The 16912-nt window shown below is 55.8% G+C and carries 17 protein-coding genes; 14 read left to right on the top strand and 3 right to left on the bottom strand.

The window, feature by feature from the left end:
* Window positions 1-30: 30 nt before the first annotated feature.
* Window positions 31-1071 (bottom strand): aminopeptidase, encoded by a 1041-nt coding sequence (locus tag AAIE02_RS19325; protein WP_498533070.1) that lies wholly within the window; start codon window positions 1069-1071, stop codon window positions 31-33.
* 278 nt (window positions 1072-1349) lie between these two features.
* Here AAIE02_RS19325 and cysD point away from each other — a divergent pair, with 278 nt between their 5' ends.
* The 12 genes from cysD to rpoS all read left to right on the top strand — a co-directional run bounded on the left by cysD (window position 1350) and on the right by rpoS (window position 11118).
* Complete coding sequence (gene cysD / locus AAIE02_RS19320; protein ID WP_008458345.1) at window positions 1350-2258, top strand: sulfate adenylyltransferase subunit CysD; 909 nt, start codon at window positions 1350-1352, stop codon at window positions 2256-2258.
* An 11-nt stretch (window positions 2259-2269) separates the two neighbouring features.
* Window positions 2270-3697, top strand: a complete 1428-nt coding sequence (cysN, locus tag AAIE02_RS19315) for a sulfate adenylyltransferase subunit CysN (protein WP_498533069.1) — start codon at window positions 2270-2272, stop codon at window positions 3695-3697.
* Window positions 3697-4302: an adenylyl-sulfate kinase gene (cysC, locus tag AAIE02_RS19310; RefSeq protein WP_039287155.1), complete on the top strand. Its 606-nt coding sequence runs from the start codon at window positions 3697-3699 to the stop codon at window positions 4300-4302. Before cysN ends, cysC begins: the two co-directional genes overlap by 1 nt.
* A gap of 50 nt (window positions 4303-4352) precedes the next feature.
* Entirely contained in the window at window positions 4353-4676 is a 324-nt protein-coding gene (locus AAIE02_RS19305) for a DUF3561 family protein (RefSeq protein WP_008458338.1), read from the top strand.
* Between the two features lie 185 nt (window positions 4677-4861).
* Window positions 4862-5188, top strand: coding sequence for a cell division protein FtsB (ftsB, locus tag AAIE02_RS19300; protein WP_008458337.1), 327 nt, complete (start codon window positions 4862-4864; stop codon window positions 5186-5188).
* A 19-nt stretch (window positions 5189-5207) separates the two neighbouring features.
* Window positions 5208-5918 (top strand): 2-C-methyl-D-erythritol 4-phosphate cytidylyltransferase, encoded by a 711-nt coding sequence (ispD, locus tag AAIE02_RS19295; RefSeq protein WP_498533068.1) that lies wholly within the window; start codon window positions 5208-5210, stop codon window positions 5916-5918.
* Entirely contained in the window at window positions 5918-6397 is a 480-nt protein-coding gene (gene ispF / locus AAIE02_RS19290; protein ID WP_008458332.1) for a 2-C-methyl-D-erythritol 2,4-cyclodiphosphate synthase, read from the top strand. Before ispD ends, ispF begins: the two co-directional genes overlap by 1 nt.
* Entirely contained in the window at window positions 6397-7443 is a 1047-nt protein-coding gene (gene truD / locus AAIE02_RS19285; RefSeq protein ID WP_008458331.1) for a tRNA pseudouridine(13) synthase TruD, read from the top strand. Before ispF ends, truD begins: the two co-directional genes overlap by 1 nt.
* Entirely contained in the window at window positions 7424-8185 is a 762-nt protein-coding gene (gene surE, locus AAIE02_RS19280; protein WP_336983582.1) for a 5'/3'-nucleotidase SurE, read from the top strand. The genes truD and surE overlap by 20 nt, the downstream gene beginning before the upstream one ends.
* Window positions 8179-8805, top strand: a complete 627-nt coding sequence (locus tag AAIE02_RS19275; RefSeq protein ID WP_008458329.1) for a protein-L-isoaspartate(D-aspartate) O-methyltransferase — start codon at window positions 8179-8181, stop codon at window positions 8803-8805. Before surE ends, AAIE02_RS19275 begins: the two co-directional genes overlap by 7 nt.
* 130 nt (window positions 8806-8935) lie before the next feature.
* Window positions 8936-10069 (top strand): murein hydrolase activator NlpD, encoded by a 1134-nt coding sequence (gene nlpD, locus AAIE02_RS19270; RefSeq protein ID WP_034809052.1) that lies wholly within the window; start codon window positions 8936-8938, stop codon window positions 10067-10069.
* A 56-nt stretch (window positions 10070-10125) separates the two neighbouring features.
* The gene (gene rpoS / locus AAIE02_RS19265; RefSeq protein ID WP_008458325.1) at window positions 10126-11118 is read left to right on the top strand and encodes an RNA polymerase sigma factor RpoS; all 993 of its coding nucleotides are present in this window, start codon (window positions 10126-10128) and stop codon (window positions 11116-11118) included.
* Between the two features lie 68 nt (window positions 11119-11186).
* On the opposite strand, the gene mutS is transcribed toward rpoS, so the two are convergent.
* Window positions 11187-13748, bottom strand: coding sequence for a DNA mismatch repair protein MutS (gene mutS / locus AAIE02_RS19260; RefSeq protein ID WP_498533067.1), 2562 nt, complete (start codon window positions 13746-13748; stop codon window positions 11187-11189).
* 282 nt (window positions 13749-14030) lie between these two features.
* On the opposite strand from mutS, the gene AAIE02_RS19255 reads away from it, so the two are divergent.
* Both AAIE02_RS19255 and AAIE02_RS19250 read left to right on the top strand, forming a co-directional pair.
* Window positions 14031-14447, top strand: a complete 417-nt coding sequence (locus tag AAIE02_RS19255; RefSeq protein ID WP_498533066.1) for a hypothetical protein — start codon at window positions 14031-14033, stop codon at window positions 14445-14447.
* Between the two features lie 131 nt (window positions 14448-14578).
* Window positions 14579-15295: a Type III secretion system effector HopBA1 gene (locus tag AAIE02_RS19250; RefSeq protein ID WP_498533065.1), complete on the top strand. Its 717-nt coding sequence runs from the start codon at window positions 14579-14581 to the stop codon at window positions 15293-15295.
* A gap of 37 nt (window positions 15296-15332) precedes the next feature.
* On the opposite strand, the gene AAIE02_RS19245 is transcribed toward AAIE02_RS19250, so the two are convergent.
* Complete coding sequence (locus tag AAIE02_RS19245; protein WP_336819582.1) at window positions 15333-16898, bottom strand: methyl-accepting chemotaxis protein; 1566 nt, start codon at window positions 16896-16898, stop codon at window positions 15333-15335.
* Between the last annotated feature and the right edge of the window lie 14 nt (window positions 16899-16912).

Raw genomic sequence — 16912 nt, 5'->3', positions numbered from 1 at the left:
TACCCCCTCGCCATTGCGGCGAGGGGAAAATCACTTCCCGGCCTTCGCCAACTCTTTCACCAGCGGGAGCAGAATACGCACCGTGTCATGGCTGCGGCGCTTAATTCTGCCCGGCAGCGCTTTATCCAGATACTCGAGGTTGTCGAGCGTGGCGTTATGCCAGCTGGTACCGTCTGGAAATGCCTTGTTTTTACTACGCTGCTGATAACCGTCTTTCGCCCCAAGCGTCCAGTTGGTGGCTTCCACGGACAGCACCGGGATCCCGGCCTTGTCGAATGGTTCAGCATCGCCACAGCAGCCGGTGCCTTTCGGGTATTTCGTATTCAGTCCCGGATTGCTGGTGGCCTGAATCCCGGCGCGATGAGCCAGCGTCAGCGCGCGATCGCGGGTCAGTTTACGCACGGCCGCAGGCGTTGATGCCCCGCTATTGAAGTAGAGCTTATCGCCAACGATCAGGCTGTCCAGGTTGATCACCAGCAGCGTGTTGGCCTGCTCCGCTTTGCTCATGCGCTCCAGAATATTTTTCGCACCCAGGGAGCCAATTTCTTCTCCACTGGTGGCAATAAAGCGGATGCCGTAGCGGGTAGGAATATCTTTCAGGCGCTCGGCCAGCTCCAGCATGACGCCAAGGCCGGAAGCATTATCGTCCACGCCCTGCAGCGTGAGGCCGCCGAGATTATTGTCCACGTCTTTATCATTGAGCGGCGTATAGGTGTCCAGATGCGCCATGATAATAATTTGCTGCGGCAGTTTACCTTCACGGGCGGCAATCACGCTGCTGCTAGTGACGTTATGCCAGGTCTGATGTCCCGCTTTCGTGGTGTAGATATAGCGGGTATTAAACTGGCGAATATCGCTCTGGTATCCCCAGCTTTTAAACTGCTGCTGAATATAGTCTGCGGCCAGCATTTCGGCAGGGCTGCCGGTCATTCGGCCCGGAAAATAAGTCGCGATATGGCGGGTTTGCTGGTCGGCAAGGTCGCCTTGCTGCGTGACCTTCGCCACTGCGGGAAAGCTAAAGCACGCGCCCAGCGCCAGGCAAATCACCGAGCGGCGCAATGCGGAAAACATAGTACGTCCTTATTCATCTTTATTAGTCGGAAATTTTAAGCGCCGTTAGTATGAAACTGTGAGCCAGGTTAAACAATTTCATTTGCTCTTAAACCCGCGAAAAAACGACTGGTTAAGCACATTTTGTCGTTAGCTTTGCCGCGGCGTTATTCTTTTCGGGAACTAGTCATTCCAATTCGTAATTTCATAACAAATAAGCCCAAGACTTATAGTCCCCTTAGATTAAATCTCAAGCGGCTGCGATGAACGGCCGCGGCGCATCTGCTTAAGGGAAGGTTATGGACCAAAAACGACTCACTCACTTGCGGCAACTGGAAGCTGAAAGCATCCATATTATCCGTGAGGTCGCTGCCGAATTTTCTAATCCGGTGATGATGTATTCCATTGGGAAAGACTCTTCGGTCATGCTGCATTTGGCCCGTAAAGCTTTCTACCCAGGTACGCTGCCGTTCCCGCTGCTGCACGTTGATACCGGCTGGAAATTCCGCGAAATGTACGAATTCCGTGACCGCACGGCGAAAGCCTACGGCTGCGATCTTATCGTACACCGCAATCCTGAAGGTGTAGCGATGGGTATTAACCCGTTCGTTCACGGCAGCGCCAAGCATACCGATATCATGAAAACCGAAGGGCTTAAGCAGGCGCTGAATAAATACGGTTTTGATGCTGCCTTTGGCGGCGCGCGCCGCGATGAAGAGAAATCCCGTGCGAAAGAACGTATTTACTCTTTCCGCGATCGCTTCCACCGCTGGGACCCAAAAAACCAGCGGCCTGAGCTGTGGCATAACTACAACGGCCAGATAAATAAAGGCGAAAGTATTCGCGTGTTCCCACTCTCTAACTGGACCGAACTGGATATCTGGCAGTACATCTACCTGGAAAATATCGACATCGTTCCGCTGTATCTGGCGGCACCGCGTCCCGTGCTGGAGCGCGACGGTATGCTGATGATGATTGACGACGATCGTATCGATTTGCAGCCGGGTGAAGTGATTGAACAACGTATGGTGCGCTTCCGTACCCTGGGCTGCTGGCCGCTGACCGGCGCGGTGGAGTCAACCGCGCAGACGCTGCCGGAGATCATCGAAGAGATGCTGGTTTCCACTACCAGTGAACGCCAGGGACGCATGATTGACCGCGACCAGGCCGGCTCGATGGAGCTGAAAAAACGTCAGGGTTATTTCTAAGGAGCCGCCAGATGAACACCACTATTGCACAACAAATCGCTGATGAAGGCGGCGTCGAAGCCTACCTGCACGCCCAGCAGCACAAAAGCCTGCTGCGCTTTTTGACCTGCGGCAGCGTCGATGACGGCAAAAGCACCCTGATTGGCCGCCTGCTGCACGACACACGCCAGATTTATGAAGATCAGCTCTCGTCGTTGCATACCGACAGCAAACGTCACGGCACGCAGGGCGAGAAGCTCGACTTAGCGTTGCTGGTGGATGGCCTGCAGGCCGAGCGCGAGCAGGGCATTACCATCGACGTGGCCTACCGCTATTTCTCCACCGAGAAACGCAAATTCATTATTGCCGACACGCCGGGGCACGAACAGTACACCCGCAATATGGCGACCGGGGCATCAACCTGCGACCTGGCGATCCTGCTGATCGACGCCCGCAAAGGTGTGCTGGATCAAACCCGTCGGCACAGCTTTATCTCCACGCTGCTGGGGATCAAGCATCTGGTGGTGGCGATCAACAAGATGGATCTGGTGGCGTTCAGCGAGCAGACCTTCGAGCAGATCAAGCAGGATTACCTGACCTTTGCTCAACAGCTGCCGGCGGACCTGGATATCCGTTTTGTGCCGCTTTCCGCGCTGGAAGGGGATAACGTCGCCAGCGCCAGCGCTCAAATGCCGTGGTACAGCGGCCCGACGCTGCTCGAAGTGCTGGAAACGGTAGAGATTATTCGCGGCGTGGAGCAGCAGCCAATGCGCTTTCCGGTGCAGTACGTGAACCGCCCTAATCTCGACTTCCGCGGCTATGCGGGGACGCTCGCTTCCGGCACTGTTAGCGTAGGCCAGCGCGTCAAAGTGCTGCCGTCTGGCGTCGAATCCAGCATCGCCCAAATCGTGACTTTTGATGGAGATTTGCAACAAGCCGGCGCGGGGGAAGCGATTACCCTGGTGCTGAAAGACGAAATCGACATCAGCCGGGGCGATCTGCTGGTGGAAGCGACGGAATCGCTGGCCGCGGTGCAGAGCGCGAAAGTGGATGTCGTCTGGATGGCGGAACAGCCGCTGGTACCGGGCCAGAGCTTTGATATCAAAATCGCCGGGAAGAAAACCCGTGCGCGCGTCGACAATATTCAGTACCAGGTTGAAATTAACTCGCTGACTCAGCGCGTGGTAGAAAGTTTGCCGCTGAACGGAATTGGGCTGGTGGATCTCACCTTCGATGAGCCGCTGGTGCTCGATAAATATCAGTCCAACCCGGTGACCGGCGGGCTGATTTTCATTGACCGACTGAGCAACGTGACCGTCGGCGCTGGCATGGTGCGCGAGCCGCAGACAGAGGTTTATCAGGAACCTTCGGCCTACAGCGCGTTTGAGCTTGAGCTTAATGCCCTGGTGCGTCGCCACTTCCCACACTGGGGCGCGCGCGATCTGCTGGGAGGCAAATAATGGCCGACCATGATGAAAACGTGGTCTGGCATGCTCATCCGGTGACGCGTGAGCAGCGTGAAGCCTTGCACAAGCACCGCGGCGCGGTGCTGTGGTTTACCGGCTTGTCCGGCTCCGGGAAATCGACCGTAGCCGGTGCCCTTGAGCAAGAGCTGCATAAACTTGGTGTAAGCACGTACTTGCTTGATGGCGACAACGTTCGCCACGGCTTGTGCAGCGACCTGGGCTTTAGCGATGAGGACCGCAAGGAGAACATCCGGCGGGTTGGCGAAGTGGCTGGCCTGATGGTGGATGCGGGCCTGGTCGTGCTCAGCGCGTTTATCTCGCCTCACCGGGCTGAAAGGCAAATGGTGCGCGAGCGGGCCGGGGAAGGGCGTTTCTACGAAGTGTTTGTGGACACGCCGTTAGCCATTTGCGAAACGCGCGATCCTAAAGGGCTTTACAAGAAGGCCAGGGCTGGGGAACTGAAGAATTTTACCGGGATTGATTCGGCGTATGAGGCGCCGTTGCGGGCCGAAATTCACTTAGACGGCGAACAATTAGTAACAAATTTAGTGGCCCAAATATTAGACCTGCTGCGTCGCGACGATATCATCAATTGCTGAAGACGCCCGGAAGCATAACGCTTCCGGCCATCAGGGTTATGAAATCAGTTATGCGCAACAGCACGAATATCGTTATCTCTCAGGCTGAACCCAGCCCGACGGTCGAGGAAACAACCTGGTCACTGCCCGGGGCGTTTATCGGCTTTTTGTCGTGGCTGCTGGCGCTAGGTATTCCCTTTTTGGTCTATGGCCCCAACACGCTCTTTTTCTTCCTCTACACCTGGCCATTCTTCCTGGCGCTGATGCCGGTCGCGGTGGTGGTGGGGATTGCCCTGCACTCCATCTTGCGTGGCAAGCTGCTGTTCAGCTGTGTGGCTACGCTGCTCTCCGTGGCGCTGATGTTCGGCGTGCTCTTCATGTGGCTTATGGGTTAGCCGTGCCGAACTGCGTCAAACCGTAACAGACTATTTATGGGCAACGTTAAGCTAAACTTGCTCCAATCGCGCATGAATTCGCGTTATGTGGTAAATTCTGGCGCGATTTGGCGCGCAGGGTGGCTTGCCGCAGTGGAGTCGACGAAAAAGTTGTGGGATGATTGTGCCGTTTTTCAGGGGGCAGGATGGGTAAACTAACGCTGCTGTTGCTGGCCTTGCTGGTCTGGCTTCAGTATTCGCTGTGGTTCGGAAAAAACGGCGTACACGATTACACGCGCGTCAGCGAAGATGTCGCTGCGCAGCAGGCAACCAATGCCAAACTAAAATCTCGCAACGATCAGCTTTTTGCCGAAATTGACGACCTCAACGGCGGCCAGGAAGCGATCGAAGAGCGCGCTCGCAACGAACTCAGCATGACCAAGCCGGGAGAGACTTTCTACCGCCTGGTACCGGATGCCTCCAAACGCGCAGCCAACGGTAATACCTCCAACGCCGGGCAAAATAATCGATAACTCAGCATAAGTGAAAGGCATGGCAGACTCCTCCCCGGACGTAATTGCCGTGGTACCGGCCGCCGGTATCGGCAGCCGTATGCAAACGGAATGTCCTAAGCAGTACCTACACATCGGCGACAAAACGATTCTCGAACACGCGGTGGCTAGCCTGATGGCGCATCCGCGCGTGGGCCAGGTGATCGTGGCTCTCAGCCCCAACGACACCTATTTTTCCTCTTTACCGCTGGCAACCCATCCTCGCGTCACCGTGGTGACTGGCGGCAAGCAACGTGCAGATTCCGTGCTGGCTGGCCTGCAGGCCGCAGGTAATGCTGAATGGGTGCTGGTGCACGATGCCGCACGCCCCTGCCTGCACCGGGACGACCTGAATAACCTGCTGGCGATTACCACCGGCAGCAAAGTCGGCGGTATTCTGGCGGCCCCGGTTCGCGACACCATGAAGCGGGGCGAGCCCGGCAAAGGGCTGATTGCCCATACGGTTGATCGTGAAGATCTTTGGCATGCCCTGACGCCGCAGCTTTTCCCTCTCGAACTTTTGCGCAGCTGCCTGCTGCGCGCGCTGGATGAAGGTGCCACTATTACCGATGAAGCGTCGGCCCTCGAATATTGCGGCTTTCATCCAGAACTGATTAGCGCCCGGGCGGATAATATCAAGGTGACTCGCCCTGAAGATCTCGCCCTGGCGGCTTTCTATCTTACGCGGTTAACCCAAACGGAGAATTTATAATGCGTATTGGACATGGTTTTGATGTTCATGCTTTTGGCGGCGAAGGCCCGATTATTATTGGCGGCGTTCGTGTCCCGTTCGAGAAAGGGCTGCTGGCTCATTCCGACGGCGACGTTGCTCTGCATGCCCTGACCGATGCGCTGCTGGGTGCCGCCGCACTGGGGGATATTGGCAAGCTGTTCCCGGACACCGATCCTGCTTTTAAAGGGGCGGACAGCCGTGAGCTGCTGCGTGAAGCCTGGCGCCGGATTCAGGCCAAAGGTTTTACCCTCGGGAACGTAGATGTGACGATTATCGCCCAGGCGCCGAAAATGGCCCCGCACATCCCGCAGATGCGCGTGTTTATTGCCGAAGACCTCGGCTGCCATATGGATGACGTCAACGTCAAAGCAACCACCACCGAGAAACTCGGCTTTACCGGCCGCGGCGAAGGTATTGCCTGCGAAGCCGTGGCGCTGCTGCACAAGGCCGGCAAGTAATGGACATGCAGAACCTGACGTGGCTGCACGGCAAGCCGCAGGGCAGCGGCGTCATCAAGGCCAGCCCAGAAGATTTCGTGGTGATCGAAGATTTGGGCTTTGGCCCGGACGGTGACGGTGAACATCTGCTGCTGCGCATTCTGAAAAGCGGCTGCAATACACGTTTCGTGGCCGATGCTCTGGCGAAATTCCTTAAAGTTCATGCGCGCGAAGTCAGCTTTGCCGGGCAAAAAGACAAACATGCGGTGACCGAACAGTGGTTCTGCGTTCGCCTGCCGGGCAAAGAGATGCCGGACATGAGCGCTTTTACGCTCGAAGGCTGTCAGGTGCTGGAGTTTGCTCGCCACCGCCGCAAGCTGCGCTTAGGCGCTCTGAAGGGAAACCGCTTTACCCTCGTGCTGCGCGAGGTAAGCGATCGCCACGAGATGGAGCAGCGCCTGCAGGCCGTAGCGGAGCAGGGTGTGCCTAACTATTTCGGCAGCCAGCGTTTTGGCATCGGCGGCAATAACCTGCATCAGGCGAAACGCTGGGCTGAAAGCAATGCGCCGTTGCGCGACAGAAATAAACGCAGTTTTTGGTTGTCGGCAGCCCGCAGCGCGTTGTTTAATCAGATTGTTAGCCAGCGCCTGAAAAAAACAGACTTTAATCAAGTTGTTGATGGCGATGCGCTACAATTGGCAGGGCGCGGCAGCTGGTTTGTGGCGACTCCGGAAGAACTTCCTGGCCTGCAACAGCGAGTGAATGACGGCGAACTGCTGATCACCGCTTCGCTGCCGGGCGATGGCGAGTGGGGAACGCAAAATGCAGCGCTGGCTTTTGAGCAGCAATCCGTGGCGGATGAAGAGATTCTGCTGGGGCTGCTGAAGCGTGAGCGAGTGGAAGCGGCGCGCCGTGCGATGCTGGTTCAGCCGAAAGAGCTGAGCTGGAACTGGTGGGATGATGTCACCGTCGAGCTGAACTTCTGGTTACCGGCGGGAAGTTTTGCCACCAGCGTTGTCAGGGAACTCATGAACACAGCGGGTGATTATGCGAATATTGCTGAGTAACGATGACGGAGTCCATGCGCCTGGTATTCAGGTGCTGGCGAAGGCGTTGCGTGAATTTGCCGAGGTGCAGGTGGTGGCGCCGGACAGAAACCGCAGCGGCGCATCAAACTCACTGACGCTGGAGTCATCGCTTAGAACCTTTACCCTCGCCAACGGGGATATCTCCGTTCAAATGGGAACGCCGACGGACTGTGTCTATCTCGGCGTCAATGCTTTGATGCATCCGCGCCCGGATATTGTGGTGTCGGGCATCAACGCCGGGCCAAATCTCGGCGACGACGTTATCTATTCCGGCACCGTTGCGGCGGCGACGGAAGGGCGTCATTTGGGGCTCCCGGCGCTGGCCGTCTCGCTGGATGGCCATGAGCATTATGAGACCGCTGCGGCTGTCACCTGCTCTATTCTCCGGGCGCTGGCTCGGGAGCCACTGCGCACCGGGCGCATTCTGAATATCAACGTTCCAGATTTACCGCTGGACCAAATCAAAGGCATTCGCGTCACGCGCTGCGGCAGCCGTCATCCGGCAGACCAGGTGATTCGCCAGGAAGATCCGCGTGGCAACACGGTGTACTGGATTGGTCCACCGGGGGAAAAACTGGATGTTGCACCGGACACCGACTTTGCCGCCGTCGACGAAGGCTATGTGTCTGTGACGCCGCTGCATGTCGATTTAACCGCACATAGCGCCCATGAAGTCGTTGGCCACTGGCTTGAAAAAGCCGGAGTTGAGGCGCAATGGTAAGCAAACGCGTACAGGCTCTTCTCGATCAATTACGTGCCCAGGGCATCAAGAATGAACAGGTTCTTGAGGCTATTGCACAGGTGCCGCGTGAGAAGTTTGTCGACGAAGCGTTTGAACACAAAGCCTGGGAAAATACCGCGTTACCTATTGGGTCTGGTCAGACTATCTCTCAGCCGTATATGGTAGCGAGGATGACGGAGCTGCTGGAGCTGACGCCGCAGTCAAAAGTGCTGGAAATTGGCACCGGGTCTGGCTACCAGACCGCGATTCTGGCGCATCTGGTAGGGCATGTTTGCTCCGTTGAGCGTATCAAAGGGCTGCAATGGCACGCCAGGCGTCGCCTGAAGCAGCTGGATTTACACAATATTTCGACCCGTCACGGCGATGGCTGGCAGGGCTGGCAGGCAAAAGCGCCGTTCGACGCTATCATTGTGACAGCGGCACCGCCGGAAATTCCCACTGCGCTGCTGTCGCAGCTGGATGACGGCGGCATTCTTGTTTTACCCGTGGGGGACGACCGGCAGTTTTTGAAGCGCGTGCGGCGCCACGGGGATGAATTTTTAATCGACACGGTAGAAGCTGTTCGCTTTGTGCCCTTAGTACGCGGCGAATTAGCATAACCCGGAAATATCCGGTTTTTTTGCTGCCAATTCGGCGTAACGTAGCCGAATTCAGCAAAAGCTGGCGTGGATTACGCCGCTTTTCTACAGTGTTTTATGCATATCTGGTTGTTATCATTTTGGGGGATAAATGAGCGCGGGAAGCCCAACTTTTACTTTACGCCGGGCGGCGATGTTGACGCTAACCAGCCTTTGGCTGGCAGGCTGTACAAGCAATAATAATACCCAGGCGCCGATCAGTTCCGTTGGCGGCAATGGCAGTTCTTCAGGCTCTTCAACCGGCAGCCTGCTGGTGACGAAGCCACCGACAATGTCCGCTCCGATCCAGCAACCTCAGATTCAACCCGTGCAGCAGCCACAAATTCAACCGGTTCGCCAGCCTCAGGCCCAGCCCGTAGCGTCAGAGCCTGTACAGACTGAAAATGGCCGCATTGTCTACAACCGTCAGTACGGCAACATCCCTAAAGGAAGCTACGCGGGCGGCAGCACCTACACCGTTAAACGCGGCGATACTCTGTTCTACATTGCGTGGATTACCGGGAACGACTTCCGTGACCTGGCGCAGCGCAACAACGTACCGGCGCCATACGGTCTGGAAGTAGGGCAAACCCTCCAGGTCGGCAACGCCTCCGGCACGCCAATCACCGGTGGTAACGCGGTGACCGCCGCCGATGCACGCGCGCAGGGCGTCGCGACGCCGGTTGAACAAAACTCAACCAGGGTAGTTGCTTCTAAACCGACAATTACGTATTCTGAGGATTCAGGTGAACAGAGTGCTACTAAAATGTTACCGGGCAATAAGCCAGCTGAGACTGTTGTCACAGCACCGGTGACGGCACCTGTGGTTAGCTCTACCGAACCTACCGTCAGCAGTACGTCTAACAGCTCGCCAATTTCAACCTGGCGCTGGCCGACCGACGGTAAGATCATCGAAAACTTTGCGGCAACCGAAGGGGGCAACAAAGGGATCGATATCGCTGGCAGTAAAGGACAGGCCATTATCGCGACCGCCGCAGGGCGCGTGGTATATGCCGGTAACGCGCTGCGTGGTTACGGTAATCTAATCATCATCAAACACAACGATGATTATCTGAGTGCCTACGCCCATAACGATACAATGCTGGTCCGGGAACAAGAAGAAGTTAAGGCGGGGCAAAAAATAGCTACCATGGGTAGCACCGGAACCAGTTCTACACGATTGCATTTTGAAATTCGTTACAAGGGGAAATCCGTAAACCCGCTGCGTTATTTGCCGCAGCGATAAACCGGCAAAACATTCATTGAGTGTATTGCCCAGGGATCACGGGTAGGAGCCACCTTATGAGTCAGAATACGCTGAAAGTTAACGAGTTAAACGAAGACGCGGAATATGATGAGAACGGAGTTGAGGCTTTTGACGAAAAAGCCCTTGTAGAAGAGGAACCCAGTGATAACGACCTTGCAGAAGAAGAGCTGCTGTCACAGGGTGCAACACAGCGTGTACTAGATGCGACTCAGCTTTATCTTGGAGAGATCGGTTACTCTCCATTATTAACAGCCGAAGAAGAAGTTTACTTTGCTCGCCGCGCGTTGCGCGGTGATGTAGCCTCCCGCCGACGCATGATCGAAAGTAACCTGCGTCTGGTGGTAAAAATTGCCCGTCGCTACAGTAATCGTGGTCTGGCGCTGCTGGATCTGATTGAAGAGGGCAATCTGGGGCTGATTCGTGCGGTTGAGAAATTCGATCCGGAACGTGGGTTCCGTTTCTCAACGTACGCCACATGGTGGATTCGTCAGACCATCGAACGGGCAATCATGAACCAAACCCGTACGATTCGCCTGCCGATTCACATTGTGAAAGAGCTGAACGTTTACCTGCGTACTGCTCGTGAACTCTCCCACAAGCTCGACCATGAGCCGAGTGCCGAAGAGATTGCCGAGCAGCTGGATAAACCGGTTGATGACGTTAGCCGTATGCTGCGTCTCAACGAGCGCATTACCTCGGTAGACACCCCATTAGGTGGTGACTCTGAGAAAGCGCTGCTGGATATCCTCGCGGACGAGAAAGACAACGGCCCGGAAGACACCACGCAAGACGATGACATGAAACAAAGCATCGTGAAGTGGCTGTTCGAACTGAACGCTAAGCAGCGTGAAGTGCTGGCCCGTCGTTTTGGTCTGCTGGGTTATGAAGCTGCGACGCTGGAAGATGTGGGTCGTGAAATCGGCCTGACTCGTGAACGCGTTCGTCAGATTCAGGTTGAAGGTCTGCGTCGTCTGCGTGAAATCCTGCAGGCTCAGGGGCTGAACCTCGAAGCGCTGTTCCGCGAATAATCGACTCTTCAAATAAAAAAGCGGTGATGCAAATCACCGCTTTTTTTATGCGTGCCGTTTGGTAACGTCTACACCAAACTCTTCAGCCGATAGATCCACTCCAGCGCCTGACGCGGAGAAAGAGAATCTGGATCCAGGTTCTCCAGCGCCTCGACGGCAGGGGATGTCTCTTCCGCCGTTGCCAGCAGCGACATTTGCGTCCCATCCACCTGGCTTGCGGCCGCATTGCCGGAAATGCTTTCCAGCTCGCGCAGCTTCTGACGCGCACGTTTGATCACGTCTTTTGGCACACCCGCCAGCGCGGCTACGGCCAGGCCGTAACTCTTGCTCGCCGCGCCGTCCTGCACGCTGTGCATAAAGGCGATGGTATCCCCATGCTCCACGGCATCCAGATGGACGTTAGCCACGCCTTCCATTTTCTCCGGCAGCGTGGTCAGCTCGAAATAGTGGGTAGCGAACAGCGTCAGCGACTTAATACGGTTGGCCAGGCTTTCGGCGCAGGCCCAGGCCAGCGACAGGCCATCATAGGTCGATGTGCCGCGGCCAATCTCATCCATCAGGACCAGGCTGTGTTCGGTCGCGTTGTGCAGAATGTTGGCGGTCTCTGTCATCTCCACCATGAAGGTTGAGCGACCGGAAGCCAGGTCATCGGCAGCGCCTACGCGGGTAAAGATGCGATCAACCGGGCCAATTTCTGCCTGCTGAGCTGGCACAAAACTGCCGATATAGGCCAGCAAAGCAATTAACGCAGTCTGGCGCATATAGGTACTTTTACCGCCCATGTTCGGGCCGGTAATGATCAGCATTCTACGCTGAGGGGAAAGGTTTAGCGGGTTAGCGATAAACGGTTCGCTGAGCACTTGTTCCACTACCGGATGGCGGCCACCGACCAGCTTAATGCCTGGCTTGTCCGTCAGCGTCGGGCAGGTGTAGTTCAGGGTATAAGCGCGCTCGGCCAGGTTCACCAGCACGTCCAGCTCCGCCAGCGCGGTAGCGCTTTTTTGCAGCGCTTCCAGGTGCGGCAGCAGCAAATCAAACAGCTGATCGTAAAGTTGTTTCTCCAGCGCCAGCGCTTTGCCTTTGGAAGTCAGGACCTTGTCTTCGTACTCTTTCAGCTCAGGAATAATGTAGCGCTCGGCGTTTTTCAGCGTCTGGCGGCGAACATAGTTGATCGGCACCAGATGGCTTTGGCCGCGGCTGACCTGGATGTAGTAGCCGTGCACGGCGTTAAATCCCACTTTCAGCGTATCAAGGCCCAGGCGTTCGCGTTCGCGAATTTCCAGGCGATCCAGGTAGTCAGTTGCGCCATCGGCCAGGGCTCGCCATTCGTCCAGCTCTTCGTTATAGCCGGGAGCGATAACGCCGCCGTCGCGCACCAGCACCGGTGGCGATTCGATAACCGCCTGCTCAAGTAATTCGCGCAGCTCTACAAATTCACCCATCTGCTCGCGCAGGGTTTGCACGTAGTCGGTGCTTACGTCAGACAGGGTCTCGCGCAAGGCGGGCAGTTGCTGGAAGGCATAACGCATACGTGCCAGATCGCGTGGGCGAGCGGTGCGCAGCGCCAGACGGGCAAGGATACGTTCAAGGTCGCCGACCTGACGCAGCGTAGGCTGAATATCTGCGGTGCGCTCCTGCAGGGCCGCAATAGTTTGCTGCCGCCGGGTGAGCACATCGACGTTACGCACCGGCATATGCAGCCAGCGTTTGAGCATACGGCTGCCCATCGGCGTCACGGTGCAGTCCAGCACCGAGGCCAGCGTGTTCTCCACGCCGCCGGACAGATTCTGGGTGATCTCAAGGTTACGGCGGGTGGCTGCATCCATAATGATGCTGTCCTGCTGCCGGTCCATGGTCACGGAACGGATATGCGGCAGGGAAGTGCGCTGGGTATCTTTGACGTATTGCAGCAGACAGCCGGCGGCGCAAAGCCCATGGTGGGCGTTCTCGACGCCAAAGCCGGTCAGGTCCCGAGTGCCAAACTGCAGATTTAGCTGCTGGCGCGCGGTTTCAATCTCGAACTCCCAAAGCGGGCGGCGGCGCAGGCCACGGCGGCCATCAATCAGGCTCATCTCAGCGAAGTCTTCCGCATACAGCAGCTCCGCCGGATTGGTGCGCTGAAGTTCGGCGGCCATGGTTTCACGGTCTTCCGGTTCGGTCAGGCGGAAGCGCCCGGAACTGATGTCGAGCGTCGCATAGCCAAAACCTTTGCTGTCCTGCCAGATTGCCGCCAGCAGGTTATCCTGGCGCTCCTGCAGCAGCGCTTCGTCGCTGATGGTGCCCGGCGTGACGATGCGAACGACTTTACGCTCAACCGGCCCTTTGGTGGTTGCCGGATCGCCAACTTGTTCGCAGATGGCCACGGACTCACCAAGGTTCACCAGTTTAGCCAGGTAATTTTCCACCGCGTGATGAGGCACGCCCGCCATTGGAATAGGTTCGCCCGCTGAAGCCCCACGCTTGGTCAGGGAGATATCCAGCAGTTGAGAAGCGCGTTTGGCATCGTCATAGAACAGCTCGTAGAAGTCACCCATACGGTAAAACAGCAGGATGTCACGGTGCTCGGATTTAAGACGCAGATACTGCTGCATCATGGGGGTGTGGGCGTCGAAGGTTTCGCTAGTACTCATGGAGTGATGATATCCATTTCGTTGAATTTTAAGTGGTTAGTGATGTTTCTGGTTCTCATTATTGCTCACTAATACGGCGTAAACTGCACGCGGAAATCGCCCCGCAGATGGCCCATGATAACGGAGTATCAAAGGCAGGAAAACAGCGGTTAAACGACATTGCTGAAAGCCTCGCAACGCGTTGCTGTTCTGATATGTTCTAGCGGCGGCTGGCTGTAATACCGCAGTTTGGCGAACGTTTTCGCCTTCATTCTGTTTAAACGGTTAAATTCCAGGGTGTCTATGAGAAAGTGGGTACTTGCGGGCGTGCTGGCAGTGACGGGGTGCGTTTCTTTTCAACAGCTTGATGAGGGTTTGCGTGGCCTCATGGGCCAGGATAAAACCGTCGCATTTAAGATATTAGGCTACCCCGATAATCAGCAAACGTTTGACGACACGAAAGTTTATACGTGGATAACGAACAGTACGGGAGCCGAGCCTTATATTTCGCCGCAAACGACCACCGGTACGGTCAACGGTAAACCGTTTGAGGCCACGACAACACAAACCACGTTTGTACCGGTTAACTACAGCTGCAAAATTCAGATCTCTACCGACAGCAAAGGCATTATCAAAGACTATAAATACAACAGCACCGATCCCAGCGTGATGGGCTGCATGAACTACATTAAAAGCCTTAATAATTACTATAAAAGATAGATCCCGCCCGATCCGGCAACGTATTTGAGTTGCCGGATGTTGCGTTTAGACACATCTTTTTGACCCTGTTTTCAGGAACTCAATTTTCAGTGACCCACTTATCAGAAAACATCCCAACATCGGAGATAACCATGTTTTCTGCAGTCGGTCAGTCAAATCGCGTTCAGCCCGCCGCTCTTAACACCAGCGGAAGGATCCACCCTGATATTAAAATTAAGCCGCCGGTAAACGATCCCGTTCAGGCCCTGGCTAACCTGTTCCGGGATAACAAGCTTGCTTACCTGGGCGACGTGCATGGTCAGCTTGCGATCCCTGAATTTGTCGGCCATGCCATTCACGAGTTGAAAAAGGCTGGTGTGGATCTGCTGGCGGTAGAGTTTGTGAAATACAGCGATAACGCCTTGTTTCACGAAGCGCTGGCTCATGGCAAAGAGGCGACAAAAAACTTCATCATGAACGCCTGGTCAAAACACGGCGAGGCCTGGGTAGATAAGGTTGCCGGGGCACTTTATGAAGCGCACAAAGCGGGTATTTCCGTCGCCGGCATTGACCGCCATATTCCCGGCGCTGCGCCGAAAACGCCGATGGAAGCCATCAAATACATGAACAAACGGCTGGCGCTCAATATTGCCTGGAACGCTGCGGCAGAAAAAGAAGAGCGTGCCATTGGCGCACGTAAAACGCTGGTTTGGGGCGGCGGCGGTCATTTTCACCATAGCCGTGAACAAGGCCCTAAAGATATGCGTCCCGGCCCTGTGGTTTCTTTCGACTCGAGTGGTAAAGCCCCAGGCTGTTCGCTGAACGAGAAAGACGACAATAGCCACCTGGTGATTAATTTCCCGAAATAAAAAAACGGGGAATGGCGATTCCCCGTACTTTGTAGGCTCAGGAAGCAACCTGGAAAACGCTGACGGTTTCACGCAGAACGCGAGATTGCCTATCGAGAGAGGTTGCCGTGGAGGACGTCACCTCAACCAGCGCGACGTTCTGCTGCAGGTTTTTATCCATCTGCGCAACGGCCTGGGCAACCTCATTCACGCCGGTCGCCTGTTCTGCTGAGTTATGCGCAATTTCGTTCACAATGCTGTTCACCTGGCTGACGGTGGTTAAAATCTTGCTCATGGTTTCCGCCGCCTGATCGATCTCCTGCGCCCCGCTGTTTACCCGCTGCACTGAGCCGGTAATCAGGCCTTTTATTTCTTTCGCGGCGCTGGAAGAGCGTTGAGCAAGGGCTCGAACTTCAGTGGCGACAACGGCAAAACCCCGGCCTTGTTCACCCGCTCTGGCGGCCTCAACGGCGGCGTTCAGTGCCAGAATGTTGGTCTGGAAAGCGATCCCCTCGATCACAGAGGTAATGTCCGCAATACGTACGGATTCCTGAGTGATCTCCTCCATAGTACTGACGATCCCCTGCACCATTTCACTTCCCTGGGTGACTTCGCTGGCGGCAGAGCTGGCAAGTTTGCTGGCGTACTGCGCGCTTTCCGCATTGTTCCGCACCGTGCTCGCCACCTGATCCATCGCCGCTGATGTTTGCTGTAGCGCCGCAGCCTGGTTCTCCGTCCTTGCAGAAAGCGAGCTACTTCCTTTGGCAATTTCCGCGCTGGCGCTCGCCACACCCTCTGCGTTCTGGCGAACTTCCAGCACCAGCTGGCGCAGCGCATTCTGCATATGGCTGAGCGAGGCCAGAATACTGCTGGAATCTTTTTTACGCAGCTCGGGCGTTTGCGTCAGATCTCCGGCGGCGATGGCGTTGGTCATACGCAGTAAATCAACCGGTTCACCGCCGAGGGAAAGCGTGATTTTGCGTGTGGTTGACCAGGTGATCAGCAGTCCAATCGCCACGGCAACCAGCGCCAGGGTAAGCATCAGAAGGTGAAATGTTCGCGCAATACCGCGCGCCGTATTAGCCAAAGCGTCGTTAAGCTGAGTCTCCATGTCGATAAAACCGTTAATGGTGGCCAGCCAGTTAACAAAAGCAGGACGAGCCTGATTGAGGATGACCTGGCGCGCGCCCTCCACATCGCCTTTTTGCTGAAGAGCGATAATCTCATTCACCAGCGGGAGCGTTTGCTGCTCGGCCTCTTTTATCTTTTCGTACTGAGTACGCTCTTCGGGCGTCACGTCGCTGCCCTGGGCAAAGATGCCTTCCATCGGCTGAACGGAGGCCTGGTAATCCTGCTCCAGCTTGCGGATGTGTTCCACAACGCCCTGCAGTTCGCCTGCCGGCACCAACGTCACGTCGCGGATGGCAATTGAACGGTCATGTACGCTGCCCCTGAAATTAACGGCGTAGCGCTGTTTAACGTTATTGACATCGTTGATGGCGATCAACGCGTTGTTTATTTTATTTACCTGCATAATCGCCACCAGCGTCAGCATAATCAGCGTTAATAAAATAATGATAAAGCTGCCGCTTATTCGCGAACCTACGGAAAGGTTTTTAAACATAATAACTCTCTTTT

The organism is Cedecea sp. Ae19-4, assembly GCF_059801165.1.
The sequence above is the reverse complement of the archived record's forward strand: the minus strand, read 5'-3'. Positions and strand labels throughout refer to the sequence as shown.

Bases quoted from the DNA above. Each gene is read 5' to 3' on its own strand.
- cysD (WP_008458345.1), top strand. From the start codon at position 1,350: ATGGACCAAAAACGACTCACTCACTTGCGGCAACTGGAAGCTGAAAGC.
- surE (WP_336983582.1), top strand. From the start codon at position 7,424: ATGCGAATATTGCTGAGTAACGATGACGGAGTCCATGCGCCTGGTATT.
- ispF (WP_008458332.1), top strand. From the start codon at position 5,918: ATGCGTATTGGACATGGTTTTGATGTTCATGCTTTTGGCGGCGAAGGC.
- ispD (WP_498533068.1), top strand. From the start codon at position 5,208: ATGGCAGACTCCTCCCCGGACGTAATTGCCGTGGTACCGGCCGCCGGT.
- cysN (WP_498533069.1), top strand. From the start codon at position 2,270: ATGAACACCACTATTGCACAACAAATCGCTGATGAAGGCGGCGTCGAA.
- cysC (WP_039287155.1), top strand. From the start codon at position 3,697: ATGGCCGACCATGATGAAAACGTGGTCTGGCATGCTCATCCGGTGACG.
- AAIE02_RS19275 (WP_008458329.1), top strand. From the start codon at position 8,179: ATGGTAAGCAAACGCGTACAGGCTCTTCTCGATCAATTACGTGCCCAG.
- mutS (WP_498533067.1), bottom strand. From the start codon at position 13,748: ATGAGTACTAGCGAAACCTTCGACGCCCACACCCCCATGATGCAGCAG.
- nlpD (WP_034809052.1), top strand. From the start codon at position 8,936: ATGAGCGCGGGAAGCCCAACTTTTACTTTACGCCGGGCGGCGATGTTG.
- AAIE02_RS19305 (WP_008458338.1), top strand. From the start codon at position 4,353: ATGCGCAACAGCACGAATATCGTTATCTCTCAGGCTGAACCCAGCCCG.
- AAIE02_RS19255 (WP_498533066.1), top strand. From the start codon at position 14,031: ATGAGAAAGTGGGTACTTGCGGGCGTGCTGGCAGTGACGGGGTGCGTT.
- truD (WP_008458331.1), top strand. From the start codon at position 6,397: ATGGACATGCAGAACCTGACGTGGCTGCACGGCAAGCCGCAGGGCAGC.
- rpoS (WP_008458325.1), top strand. From the start codon at position 10,126: ATGAGTCAGAATACGCTGAAAGTTAACGAGTTAAACGAAGACGCGGAA.
- AAIE02_RS19245 (WP_336819582.1), bottom strand. From the start codon at position 16,898: ATGTTTAAAAACCTTTCCGTAGGTTCGCGAATAAGCGGCAGCTTTATC.
- AAIE02_RS19250 (WP_498533065.1), top strand. From the start codon at position 14,579: ATGTTTTCTGCAGTCGGTCAGTCAAATCGCGTTCAGCCCGCCGCTCTT.
- ftsB (WP_008458337.1), top strand. From the start codon at position 4,862: ATGGGTAAACTAACGCTGCTGTTGCTGGCCTTGCTGGTCTGGCTTCAG.
- AAIE02_RS19325 (WP_498533070.1), bottom strand. From the start codon at position 1,071: ATGTTTTCCGCATTGCGCCGCTCGGTGATTTGCCTGGCGCTGGGCGCG.